General features: G+C 34.9%; 9 protein-coding genes. 6 read left to right on the top strand and 3 right to left on the bottom strand.

Features of this window, described 5'->3' with window-relative positions:
- The first annotated feature begins 40 nt into the window (after nt 1-40).
- From Q0A18_RS02520 to Q0A18_RS02505, 4 genes are all read left to right on the top strand, one after another.
- The gene (locus tag Q0A18_RS02520; protein ID WP_292008599.1) at nt 41-1,447 is read left to right on the top strand and encodes a hypothetical protein; all 1,407 of its coding nucleotides are present in this window, start codon (nt 41-43) and stop codon (nt 1,445-1,447) included.
- Nucleotides 1,447-1,773 carry a nucleotide pyrophosphohydrolase gene (locus Q0A18_RS02515; protein WP_292008598.1) on the top strand — a complete coding sequence of 109 codons (327 nt, stop codon included), beginning with the start codon at nt 1,447-1,449 and terminating at the stop codon, nt 1,771-1,773. The genes Q0A18_RS02520 and Q0A18_RS02515 overlap by 1 nt, the downstream gene beginning before the upstream one ends.
- A gap of 79 nt (nt 1,774-1,852) precedes the next feature.
- Nucleotides 1,853-3,073, top strand: a complete 1,221-nt coding sequence (locus tag Q0A18_RS02510) for a 3-phosphoshikimate 1-carboxyvinyltransferase (RefSeq protein ID WP_292008597.1) — start codon at nt 1,853-1,855, stop codon at nt 3,071-3,073.
- 326 nt (nt 3,074-3,399) lie between these two features.
- Complete coding sequence (locus Q0A18_RS02505) at nt 3,400-4,410, top strand: phosphatidylinositol-specific phospholipase C (RefSeq protein ID WP_292008596.1); 1,011 nt, start codon at nt 3,400-3,402, stop codon at nt 4,408-4,410.
- Between the two features lie 249 nt (nt 4,411-4,659).
- Here Q0A18_RS02505 and Q0A18_RS02500 read toward each other — a convergent pair whose 3' ends face one another.
- The 3 genes from Q0A18_RS02500 to Q0A18_RS02490 all read right to left on the bottom strand — a co-directional run bounded on the left by Q0A18_RS02500 (nt 4,660) and on the right by Q0A18_RS02490 (nt 10,968).
- Entirely contained in the window at nt 4,660-6,486 is a 1,827-nt protein-coding gene (locus Q0A18_RS02500; RefSeq protein WP_292008595.1) for an alkaline phosphatase, read from the bottom strand.
- Nucleotides 6,487-6,553: 67 nt separating this feature from the next.
- A complete protein-coding gene (locus tag Q0A18_RS02495; RefSeq protein WP_292008594.1) occupies nt 6,554-8,059 on the bottom strand; it encodes a RagB/SusD family nutrient uptake outer membrane protein in 1,506 nt (501 codons plus the stop codon).
- A 23-nt stretch (nt 8,060-8,082) separates the two neighbouring features.
- The gene (locus tag Q0A18_RS02490; protein ID WP_292008593.1) at nt 8,083-10,968 is read right to left on the bottom strand and encodes a SusC/RagA family TonB-linked outer membrane protein; all 2,886 of its coding nucleotides are present in this window, start codon (nt 10,966-10,968) and stop codon (nt 8,083-8,085) included.
- Between the two features lie 319 nt (nt 10,969-11,287).
- Here Q0A18_RS02490 and Q0A18_RS02485 point away from each other — a divergent pair, with 319 nt between their 5' ends.
- Together Q0A18_RS02485 and Q0A18_RS02480 are read left to right on the top strand one after the other, a co-directional pair.
- Entirely contained in the window at nt 11,288-12,076 is a 789-nt protein-coding gene (locus tag Q0A18_RS02485) for an SDR family oxidoreductase (RefSeq protein ID WP_292008592.1), read from the top strand.
- 31 nt (nt 12,077-12,107) lie between these two features.
- A partial coding sequence (locus Q0A18_RS02480; protein ID WP_292008591.1) for a hypothetical protein occupies nt 12,108-13,692 on the top strand: 1,585 nt, incomplete at its 3' end.

The following is a 13,692-nucleotide window of genomic DNA, read 5'->3' as shown; positions in this document are numbered from 1 at the left end:
GTATTTTCGTTACATTTGAAATCGATTAAATTTAATTTTAATGAAACTCAAACTACTACTGGCTTTTTCCTTTTGGTTAATTCTTATGGCTGTATCCTGTAATAAAGATGATATTACATTTGACAGTCCTTCACAGGAATTAAGGTTTTCTGCAGATACGGTATTTTGTGATACCGTTTATCATCAGGTACGTTCAGAAACTTATCTTGTAAAAGTATTCAATAATGAAAATAAAGACGTTCTTATTCCCAGTATCAGACTGGAAAAGGGAGCTTCTTCTCTTTATAAGATCAACGTAGACGGAAAAGCAGGATACAACTTCCAGAATGTTCCTTTAAGAAAAAAAGACAGTCTTTATATATTTGTTGAGATCGCGCCGGAAGCATCTGGTCCGGAAGCTATAGCTGAAGACCGTGTTTTATTTACAAGTGCTGCGGGAGAGCAGCATGTAACCTTATTTTCTGTGGTTCAGGATGCTGAATTTTTTATCCATAGTCCCACCAATCCGAATGTGATCAGCAGTAATACAACATGGACGAATAATAAAGCAAAAATTATTTACGGTGATCTTACTGTAAACCCCAATATAACCTTGGATATTCAGCCCGGAACGAAAGTCTATTTCCACAAAAACAGTGGCATGAAAGTTTCTTCCGGAGCCACTTTAAATATCAATGGAGCTCTTGATAACGAAGTCATATTAAGAGGTGACAGAAACGATACTTACTACGATACTATTCCAAATAACTGGAATTCCATCAGAATGGAAACTAATTCTATTCTAAGTATGAACCACGCAAGGCTATTTGGAGGGATAAGAGGTCTAGATCTCAGACAAACTACTGCAACAATCACAAACTCCTTTATCCATACTTTTCAGGAATATGGAATCTACGCTGTCAACTCTACTATTAATGCTAATAATCTGGTCATGAATAACAGTGGAGAATCATGTATAGGAATCTTTAAGGGAGGTATTTATAATTTCATTCATTCTACCATTGCTAATTACTCTAAAACTTTAGCCTCTTACAACAGATATGGAATTTTCGCCACAAATGAATGGCAAAATAATTCGGGACAAACCGAACAGGGAGCTTTACAACTGAATGTAAGAAACAGTATCGTATATTCTGACCGTAATAACTCCGTCAACTTTGAACAGACTCCGGGGCAATTATTTAATTTCCAGTTCCAAAACTGTTTGTTAAAATATTCCGGCACCTCTGAAGCAGGTTTCCCATTTGACAATAATACCAATGTGATCCAAAGTATCAAAAATGAAGATCCTTTGTTTGTTAATTATTCTATCGCCAAAATGAATATGAGAGTTCAGCAGAATTCTCCGCCCAAAAATAAAGGAGATGTTTCTGTAGCTGCGGGTGTTCCCACAGATATTGTGAATGTATCAAGAACTTCAAGTCCAACCTTAGGAGCATATCAATAATGGAAATTACTCAACTGCAACAACAGGTCGACGAGTGGATCAAAACGGTGGGTGTTCGTTATTTTAATGAATTAACCAATATGGCAATGCTGACAGAAGAAGTGGGTGAGGTGGCAAGAATTATTGCCAGAAGATATGGTGAACAAAGTGAAAAGGAAAGTGATAAAAATAAAGATCTGGGAGAAGAACTTGCAGATGTATTATTTGTTACACTATGCTTAGCCAATCAAACCGGCGTAAACCTTCAGGAAGCTTTCGACAAAAAAATGAAAGTTAAAACCGAACGGGATAAAGACCGACATCAGAATAATGAAAAATTAAAATAGAATATCTATAGAAATTTCAGGTTTTAAAATGATTTAGAATCTGAAATTTTTGATTATAGATTCTAAATATCAAGAAGTAATGAAACTAGAAAAATCTAAACTACTCGGAAATAAGACAGTTCAGATCAGCGGTTCGAAAAGTATTTCGAATCGTTTGTTGATTTTGGGAAGTCTGTTTAAAAATATTGAAATCACTAATTTATCCAACTCACAGGATACTCAGCTCCTAAAAAAGGCTTTATCAGAAGATTCTGAAACCGTAGATATACATCACGCAGGGACAGCCATGAGATTCCTGACCTCCTATTATTCAATTTCAGAAGGCAAAACCACCATTCTTACGGGATCAAAAAGAATGAAGGAAAGACCTATTAAAAATTTAGTCAGTGCATTACGGGACCTAGGAGTACAGATTGAATATCTGGAAAATGAAGGTTTTCCTCCTTTGAAAATTATCGGGAGAAAAATTACTGAAACACAAGTGAATGTTCCGGCTAATATTTCCAGCCAGTTCATTACCTCTTTACTTTTAATTGCCGGAAAATTAGATCAGGGATTAACCATTAATCTGGTGGGTAAAATAACATCCCGGTCATATATTGAAATGACTTTGAATATTTTAACACGATTCGGAATTCAAAATACATTTGAAGGAAACACCATTACAGTTCAACCGTTTGATGAAAGCACAGGGACTCATTCTTTCGAAGTAGAGAGCGACTGGAGTTCCGCTTCCTACTTCTATTCTTTTTGTGCATTAGGAAGAGAGCCAATTCATTTAAAAAGTTTCTTCACAGCTTCTACTCAGGGAGATTCCGCCATTTCAAAAATCTATGAGAAATTTTTCGGGGTAAAAACGACTTTTTCAGAAAGTGATCACACTATCAGTTTAAATCCTGACCCTCATTTTTCTTTTCCTGAAAAAATTGTTCTTGATATGAATGACTGTCCTGACATTGCACAGACACTTTGTGTAACGGCTTCAGCATTGAAAATTTCTTTTGAAATTTCCGGACTGGGAACTTTAAAAGTAAAAGAAACCGACAGGCTTTCTGCATTACAAAATGAGCTTAAAAAATTCGGAACAAGGACCGAGATTACCGATTTCACCATTGAGTCTCTTAGTTTTAATAATCCTGAAGAAAATATTTCTGTAAAAACATATCAGGACCATAGAATGGCGATGGCATTTGCTCCGTTCTGTCTTTTCGAAGAATTTAATATTGAAGATGAAAATGTGGTAGAAAAATCTTATCCCATGTTCTGGAGAGACCTTTCCGGTATGCTGGTAAATCATTAAATTAATTAACAGCAGCGAAAAAGAGAAACAATACGTTAATACTGCGACTAGAATAGTATAATTCCTGATGGTTATTATCATCAGGATTTTTTTTATCAAACTTCTTATCAATGATCATTATTCAGTGTCAATTGTTACTAATTTTATATTTTACACAACCCATTATTGATAAAATAAAACATTATAAATTTCAATATAAACATATTTAAAAATAATTAATTTTAACATATTTTATAGAAATAAATTAATCATATGTTAAAATTCAATTAACCTCTATCAAGGCCATATATGTATACTTTTAGGGCAAACAAAAAGTAAGCAATATAATGAAAACCCTAATCAATTTTTTCGTTAGTATCGTGCTCGTAAGCACTCTCTTCTCTTGCTCAGAAAGTGTAGCATCCATGGATGAACAGGACAGTAATAACAGATTTACATCCAGCCTTAATTCTAAAGAAGTCAGCAACTTTTCTTTAGCTACAGCCGGGATAAGTAACTGGATGTCAGGTTTAGAGAATAACACCTCTATTTCACAGATATCAATTCCCGGAACACACGATTCCGGTTCTACTATAGAAATCCCAGCCAACAGTGGTACGGCAAAAAACCAGAATCTCAGTATAAGTGAACAGCTGAATATAGGAGTTCGTTTTCTGGATATCCGTTGCAGACATGTAAATAATTCTTTTAGTATATACCACGGCATGATTTCTCAAAACATCAATTTTGATGATGTATTAAACGCTTGTTACACATTTTTAGAGAGTCATCCTACGGAAACCATTATCATGTCCGTTAAAGAAGAGTATAATCCCTCAAACAATACAAGAACTTTTGAGAAAACCTTCGACTCTTATGTTCAAAAAAATCCATCAAAATGGGATTTAGGAAATAATATCCCTTCAATAGGAGAAATAAGAGGAAAAATAAGACTGTTAAGAAGATTTCCTGCCGAAGCTCTTCCTAAAGGAATTGATGTCACTCAGTGGGCTGATAATACAACTTTTGAAATTAATAAAGACCCTAACACGGCTGTAAAAATTCAGGATTATTATAAAGTTTCCAATAATGACACTAAATGGTCCTATATTTCTGCTTTGTTAAATGAAGCTAAGAGTAATTCTTCAGGTAAGCTTTTCCTTAATTTCACTAGCGGATACAAACCTCTTTTGTTTGGAATACCAAATATCCCTACAGTTTCTAATAATATCAATCCCAAAGTAAAAAGCTTTTTCCAAAGTAATACTCAGGGAACTTATGGAATTATTCCTATGGATTTTGTGAGTGCAGAACTGGCAGAACTCGTTGTCAAAACAAACTTTTCAATTAATAATTAATTAAACTTCTTACATTATAGAATAAAAAGAGTAGGTCATTTACCTGCTCTTTTTATTATTTAAAATACCACCACACCGAATTATTTTCTCCAAAATGAGATAACAATATTTACTTTAAGCCTACTTTTATATTTTTAATTAATTTCAACATAATAAACCCATCAGAATATTTATTTGAACTTTACAGTTAGCAATATCCATAGAATTGAAAGTTCTACATCGTTTAAAAGCGCAAGCTCCTAAGCCCCTTTACTTATCAATGCCATAAGCCGTTAATACCTTATGAAAGATCTCCGTATTTTCAAATACACCTATAAAATCCTTAGAGCCAGGCCCATATGCAAATACACTGGAAGGAATCGCAGTATGATCAATCGTACTAAAATTACCCAATACCCAACCTTTATCAAGATTTCCATCTAAAAGTGTCAAACCTCCCGTTTCGTGGTCTCCTACTACTAATACAAGTGTTTCTTTATTTTCATCAGCAAATTTTAACGCTTTTCCTACAACCTGATCAAAGTCCAGCAATTCGGTCACTAACTGCTCCATATTATTAGTATGTCCTCCGCCATCGGTCTGAGAAGCTTCTACCATCATAAAAAAGCCTTTTTCATTTCTTTTTAAATCATTTAATGCAATATCAAAAGCATTTCCCAACCACTCTCCTCTCCCCTCAGTGATTTTTTGGGAAGCAAGCGGATCGGCAACGATTAAACGATTATTTATTTTATTTAATGATCTGAGGCTATTATAGACCTCAATACCAGCCTCCTTCATCTTCTTCTCATTACTAGCTGTTAACCCCTTCGTTGCCCCTCCTATTAAAATTTTGGTTTTAGAACCAATAAAATCGCCTACGATACCATCTATATGGGATCTATTATCTGAATGTGCATAAAAATCTGCAGGTGTAGCATCAGCAATGTCTCCAGTTGATATCAATGCCGAGGACATTCCTTTTTCTGCAATAATATCTGGTATCTGAGCCAAATCCTTTCCTTCAGGGTCTACTCCCACAAATGTATTTTTAGTTTTCACTCCAGTAGCAAAAGCTGTAGAGCCCGGAGCAGAATCAGTAATATAAGAATCATATGAGTTCGTCTTCGACATCCCTGTTGCTTTCATATTAAATACATTTAATTTTCCTTTATTAGCTGTAAAAGCGGCATAATACTGGGGCAGAGATGTCCCATCCGGAATCAGTAAAATAATATTCTTTACCTTAGTATTTATTCCATCTGTTTTATAAGTAGGAGTATAGACCACATATTCTCCCGTATTTTTATAAAAGTTTCGGGGAATTGTATTCATAAATTTTTCAAGCTCGGGAATATTATCAGTATTGATATAATCTGCTCCAAGCCCAATCAGATTTAACCATCCATTAGGAAAATCAGGAGCCGCATAAAACCGTACCGGCTTATGTAAAGAATGCACCTTATCAATAATTTCTTTCACCTTTTCTTTTTCTTCATCTCTCGGAATACCTTTTCCGTTCCATTGTATAATATCCGGTAGATTAGCACTGAACATGCCTATTTTCCTTAATTGGTTATCTGTATAATCCCGATTCACATCACCATCAAAATAAATATAATCCGGATAACCAGAAAAGTCTGCAGGATCGGGCTTAAGTCCTGTAATTACAATTTTAACATTCGGGTTATGTGTAATCTCAGGATATTTATTCAGCGTATTAATCAGAACATTCATACTTTCTTTGGGACTCTGCTTAAGCTCAATCAATACCTGTAATTTTTTATACGGATCAGGATAAATACTACCCTTATTGATCTTGATCTGTTTTGAAATATTATCCAAATAAAGTCCTTCCAGAGTCCGGTCAGGAGATAGATCTTCCTTCGTATGTGCTACCCATAGTTTATTTTCAACTAAAAAGACATCTGTTTCAATAGATCCAAATTGTGCATAATAGGCAGTCCAAAATGGTATTTTCTGCATATAATCATTATGTGAGTGAGCATTTCCCACACTATAATTCAAATAATTCTGTGCCTGGCTTTTGGAAAAAACTACCAGCACTAATATTGCCCATATTTTTGATAATTTCATACTCTTTATTAAAAATTAATTATATTCTACCTTCTCTATTCTGGTATAGCGTATGATATACATAACTTTACCATCCCTCATTTTGTTTGATAACACCGCCACTGTTAATAATTTCAACCTGCGGGACAGCCCACACATTATGTATGGCAGGGTTAAAATTTCTTGGAGCCCAAACTTCCTGCCCGTTAACTCCATGTAACGCCTGAGCATATGTATTCTGGGCATCTCCCCAACGTACCAGGTCTCTGTGACGGTCTGCCCATTCTCCGGCCAGCTCACATCTTCTTTCATGTTTAAGATCCGCCAGGGTGCAGCCGCTTTTGGCTGCCAATCCTGCCCTTTGCCTAATCATATTAATGTCCTGATCAGCATTTTTGCCCTGCATCAGCAAAGCTTCAGCCCTTATCAGGATTACTTCCGCATACCGCATAATAGGCACTGCCAGATCTGTACACGGATAATCTCCATTTGCACTTACACGCCCACTGTTTAAAGGATATTTAAAAGCATCCATATATTTATTAAACTGATATCCCGTAAGAGAGTTGGTAGAAGAATAAATTCTTTCTTTAGCATTAAAAGTGAACACATCTCCCGGTTTTAAAATCGTAACCCCTCTTCTGACATCATTGGCTTCATACTCATCATAAAGCTCTTTTGTAGGCTGAAAATATCCCCAGCCATTATATTCTCCCCAGCCTTTATTTTCAAGCACTACCCCTGGAAGAATACTTCCCCTAGCAGTAAACTTAGGAGTTCCCGGAATAGACCATATGTATTCTGAACTGTAATTATTTTCAGATTTAAAAACATCGGCATAATTAGCAAGCAGGCTCCTGTTTCCCTTTGTCATTACTTCGTTAGCCCAATAGGCTGCATTTTCCCAATCTTTCATAAATAAATACACTTTTGAAAGAAGCGCCCATGCCGCTACTTTATGAGGCCTTCCATAATCAGCAGGAGGAAGTTCTTCCTGAGTGGGCAATAATTCTGCAGCCTGCTTAAGATCATTAACGATATAATTATAATTCTCCATTACATTAGCTGCTCTGGGAATAGGATTTATATCCGGTTCCTTCGTCCTGTCTATAATCGGCACTCCTGCCTTTTCATTACCATAGCTATAAGCAAGCTCAAAATACATCCTGCTGCTCATAAACAACGCTTCTCCCAAATATTTATTTTTAACAGCATCTGAAGTCGGAATATTTCCCACATTTCTTATCACACGATTAGCAACACCTATTACAGTATATCTTCTGTTCCATTGGGTTTCCAGGTCTCCAGCTGCAATATAGCTGCTGTTAAAATTTTTGGCATTATCAGCTTCACTTCTTGCTCTTCCGGTCACCATATCATCACTGGCATTAATCAGCCAGAAAAGCCCTCTCCCATAAAATTCCGCTTCAAACAAAGGTTTATACATGGCATTGGCTCCCGTTATCAAATCATTTTCTGTTTTCCAAAAACTAGCTTCAGTAGGGGTTCCCTCCTGTTGAACATCTAATTCATTAGTACAAGACACAAGTATTAAGGATAATGATATTAAGATTATTTTTTCGAAAAGTTTCATCTTCTATTTTTTTAATTTTTAAACTATAAACTGGCTTCTATACCGAAAATAAATGATCGTGACTGAGGATATCTTCCCATATCCACTCCATAACTATTCATTCCTACTTCAGGATCAAAACCTGTATATTTTGTAATCGTAAACAAATTCCCGGACGTCACATAGATTCTCAGCCTGTTCACATTAATTTTATTATAAAGTTCTTTGGGTAAAGAATATCCAATGGTTAAATTTTTTAATCTTAAATAAGAACCGTCTTCTACATAGAAATCTGACACCTTGGAATAGTTACCATTAGGGTCTCCATGTACTAATCTCGGAATATCCGTATCTGTATTTTCCGGTGTCCAGGCATCCAGCACCCCTTTCTCCATATTATAATTTTGCCCTGCACCTCCCGGATTCATAGAGATAAACTTCAGCCCGTTAAAAATTTTATTTCCGTAAACTCCTTGAAAAAAGACATTTAAATCAAAGTTTTTCCATGTCATATTATATGAAAAACCATAAGAAAACTTGGGATAAGGGTTTCCAAGATTAACAAAATCACTACTATTCAAAGTTCCTGTATTACCTTCTTTTTTTAGAAATTTAATATCTCCCGGTTTCGCATTAGGCTGTATCAGGTTTCCATTAGCATCTTTATAATTATCAATTTCCGCCTGAGACTGGAAAATACCGCCCGTTTTGTATCCATAGAAAGAATAAAGAGCTTCTCCCACCGTCACACGGGTTGGTGCTAAGACTCCTCTTATAGCATTACTGGTAATAGACATTTCATTAACACCAGCCAATTGCTTAACCGTATTTTTTAGTTGGCTAAAGGTTGCATTTATCGAATGATTGAAATTACCTTTATTTTTACTGCTATAATTAATTCCTACTTCATATCCTTTATCCTGAAACAGTCCGGCATTCACATATTGATTAATATAGGTTGACGTACTTAATAAGTTTTGATTAAAAATCTGATCTCTGGAATTTTTTACGAAATAATCAAACTGTAAAGAAAGACTGTTATGAAGAAAAGAAGCATCTAACCCGAAATCAGTCTGCTCCGATTTCCCCCATTTCAAATCAGGATTAGCACGAGTTGATATATAGTAGGCTATATTCTGAGAAGGATCCTGACCAAAAATGACATTATCATCTTTAATCATTAAAGGGTTTACAGATTGAGAGGAAATCCCTCCTAAATTACCTAAAATCCCATAACTTCCCCTCAGCTTTACATTAGAAAGCCAGGAAATATCTTTCATGAAGTTTTCCCTCGTCATCACCCAAGCTCCCGAAAGTGCATAATAATTTGCAAATTTATTTTGTTCTGCCACCAGTGAGGAACCGTCCCTTCGTCCTAACAAACTCACAATATATTTCCCTGCATAATCATAATTTACTCTGGCAAGATATGATACTAAAGACTGCTGATACCTGTAACTGGAAACATCTTTATTAGCATCTGATGCATTTTGCAGATACTGGAAAATTTCCATTTCATTTTTAAAATTATAAGCTTTAGCCGCAAATCCCTCATCTACTGTTTTCTGAAAAGTAAAACCTGCCAAGAAATCAAAATTATGCTTACCAAATGTAGTTTTATAAGTAAGAAGCTGCTCAGCCAAAGAGGTAGATGAATTATTAGACTGATATTCTAAACTATTTGTATCAAAAATTTTTCCGATTTCCAGAACCCGGTAAGTGAAGTTTTTTATGTTTCCCAGTTTAAAGGTCTGGGAAAAATTAGAACGAAATTTCAGATTTTTCGCTAAAGTAATTTCTGCATAAGGATTAATTAAAATCTCATGAGTGGGATTTTTTATACTAATCCTTTGGAGATAAGCAACAGGGTTAATCACATCACCGTATCCTCCCGCTACTTCAATAGGAAGCCCCGAATATGCGCCTGTCGAAGTATACACAGGTACATTAGGCGGATAATATAGTGCTGCCAATATTGCTCCGGTATATCCATCTTGTGTATTGGCCGTATTCCCATCAGAATAATTATAGTACATATTTTCCCCGATAGTTAGCCAGTCTTTTACTTTATGTTCAGAGTTAACTCTGAAATTATACCTTTTTGCCTGAGTATTGAGAAGAATTCCCTCTAAATTTCTGTGGTTCATCCCTACAAAAAAATTAGATTTTTCATTACCTCCGCTCAGGTTAATATTATACTCCTGAAGTGTTCCGGTTCTAAAAATTTCTTTCATCCAGTCTGTTCTGGTTACTCCTCCGTCCGGATATAGTTCTGCATTAAAAGCCAATGGTAAACTGCTAAGTTTTCCCGCATTGTCATAAGCTGTACGCATTACATTCTGAAATTCAGCAGCATTCAGTGATTCTTTTAATTTCCATGCCTGGTTAATACCATATTTAACATCAAAATCTACTGTAAGATTTCCCTTTTTCCCCTTCTTGGTCGTAATCAAAATAACCCCTCCGGATGCCCGTGCTCCATAAATGGCTGCCGAAGCATCTTTAAGCACGGATATATCCTGAATATCACTAGGATTGATGGACGGGACCCCATTAAAAACAACTCCATCTATAACATACAGGGGAATTTCCCCGTTAACCCCACCTAAGCCTCGGATATTAACTTTGGGAGAGCCATTAGGGTCTCCTCCTTCATTTACGACCGTCACACCGGGAGTCTTTCCCTGAAGTACCTCTCCGACTCCTGATAAAGATCTGGAATTTACATTATCTAACAGCGCTTTAGAAACGGCTCCGGATATTTTACTCTTTTTCTGAGTTCCATACCCTACCACCAACACTTCATCTATCATCTTTTCCTTAAGAGTATCTTTCTTTTGAGACAACATTACTGGCGACATAGATACAGCCCCAATTAAAAAACCCTGCCTGGCCAGACAGTTCATCGAAATAGTTTTAATTACATTCATAGTTTATTTTGGACGTAAAAGTAAAATATACACCACATAAAGACATTAACACTACTTTACGTTTTAATTAATAAATATTAACGAAAGAAACATATATTATTTATAGAAATTTTAAAATAATTTTATTTTATTGATTATCATTTATTAATGATTTACATGTAATCTTGTTAAGCTTAAATAAATTAACAGACTTCATTTTACTTTTTTTACATTTGCTGAAAATATGGGAACATTCGGCTGAAAGCTATTCTTTCATTAATAAATAGTTAGAATAAGAAATAGTTCCCGATCATAAATAAGCTAAAATCATATTAATTAAATGACCATAATCATTACAGGAACTTCATCAGGAATAGGTTTTGTTTTGGCTGAATACTTCGGAAAAAAAGGACATAAAGTCTATGGGTTAAGCAGAAAACATATCGAAAGTCAATACTTCAAGTCTATCCCTACAGATATTACAGAAAATGAAGCCGTTCAGAATGCCGTTGCAGAAGTTTTAAAAACTGAAACAAGAATTGACATTCTTATTAATAACGCAGGAATGGGAATGGTGGGAGCCGTAGAAGATTCTTCAAAAGAAGATATTCTCAAATTATTCAACCTTAATCTTGTAGGTTCAGTTCAGACAATGAGTGCCGTAATGCCTAAAATGCGTGAGAATAAATTCGGAAAAATTATTAATATTTCAAGTATAGGCAGCGAAATGGGACTTCCTTTCAGAGGATTTTATTCCGCATCAAAATCAGCTTTAGATAAAGTAACTGAGGCTATGCGGTACGAAGTTTACGCATGGAATATTGATGTATGCTCCCTTCATTTAGGAGATATTAAAACCAATATCGCAGAAAACAGGGTAAGAACCAAAGTATCTGAACCTTATCAGCAAATCTTTAATAAGGTGTATACTTTAATGAACAGCCATGTGGATGATGGAACAGAGCCGCTGGAAGTAGCAGAATACATAGAGCAACTTCTGAATAAAAAGAAATGGAAAGCTCATTATTATTTTGGTAAATTCGGACAGAAGATAGGAGTTCCTCTGAAATGGATTCTTCCTCAGAATATCTATGAAAATTTAATGAAAAAATATAATAAACTGGATTAGCTTTAAGTTATAAAGGAATTTGAAACTGTTTTTGAAAATATTCTTTGTCCTGTTTTGCGTTTTTACACAAGCGCAGAAAAAGCAGTATTGGCTTATTGATTCGGAAACTCATACAAAGAAAAAAGTAAAAGATTCCATTTCTGCAGTAAAGTTTCTGGATTCTCTTGCTCAAAACAATTATTTCTTTACACAGTTAAAGGAAGTCAAAATAAAAGGGGACAGTACGGAGATCTTCTATGATAAAGGAAAAAACTATAACGAAACCTATGTAGACCTATCAGATTCTCTGGCCCTAAAATTAAAAACTAAAAAAGATTTTTTTACTAAAAATTTAGATTCTACTAAAAAAAGTATCAATAAAGTTTATATTGATGAAGGGTATTCTTTCAGCAGACTTAAATCTAAATATAAGGGACAGAAAAACGGATATCCGATTGTAGAACTGGAAATTAATAAAAATGACAAAAGAGCTATTAATGGATTTGTTGTAAAAGGATATAGTAACGTTCCCAAACGGTTTATCAAAAATCTAGAAAAGGAATTTAAGGGGAAAACGTACGATGACAAAAACCTTATAGCTATTAATAAAAATTTTCAGAGCCATCCTTTTGTAAGCTTAGAACGTCCACCACAAACTCTATTCACTAAAGACTCTACACAAATCTATCTTTTTCTTGAAAAAAAGAAAACCAATACTTTCGACGGCGTAATTGGTTTTGGAAATGATAAAACCGATAAATTTACGTTGAACGGAACTTTAAATGTAAATTTTAAAAATATGTTCAATGGTTTTGAAACCATCAATATATATTGGCAGAGAAATCCGGACAAAGGGCAAACTTTTGATCTTGGAACAGATATTCCTTATTTATTCAAATCTAATGTCGGTCTAAATATGAAAATTAATATTTTCAGACAGGATTCTACATATGCCAATGTAAAATTGCAGCCTTCTCTCTATTACCATATTAATAACCGACAGAAAATAGGTTTCAGAGGTACTTTTGAAACTTCCAGTATCATTGATACTTTATATATCGAAGGAAAAGACTATAATAAAAAAGGGATAGGTATATGGTACGAAATGACCGAGCCTACAGATATTGATCTTTTTCTTTATAAAACAAAAATCAATGCAGGATATGATTTCCTGACAGCAACCTATACCGCTGATAACATTAAGGCCAATCAAAACCAATTCTATTTCTTTGGGGAACATAATTATCATATATCAGGAAACCATTTTCTCAATATTAAAGCAGAGGGCGCAATGATGGATTCTAAGATTGATTTTTCAGCCAACGAATTATACCGATTCGGAGGCTGGAATTCCATGCGGGGGTTTAATGAAAATTCCCTTGCAGCCGACTTTTATTATTATGGTAGTTTGGAATACCGGTATCTCATAGGAAGCCAGGCATTTTTTGACCTCTTTGGACAATACGGACAGCTTAACAATAAGGCTCTCAATGTAAAACCAAAACTGTACAGTGTAGGCCTGGGATTCAACTTCTTTATCCCTATCGGGCTAATGAGTTTCCAAATATCTAATGGAAATGAATTTGGAAATCCATTTAAATTTAATGATATAAAAATTCATTGGGGAATTTTAAGTC

Origin of the sequence: Chryseobacterium sp. (assembly GCF_022712095.1) — a bacterium.
Classification (GTDB): Bacteria; Bacteroidota; Bacteroidia; order Flavobacteriales; family Weeksellaceae; genus Chryseobacterium.
The sequence above is the reverse complement of the archived record's forward strand: the minus strand, read 5'-3'. Positions and strand labels throughout refer to the sequence as shown.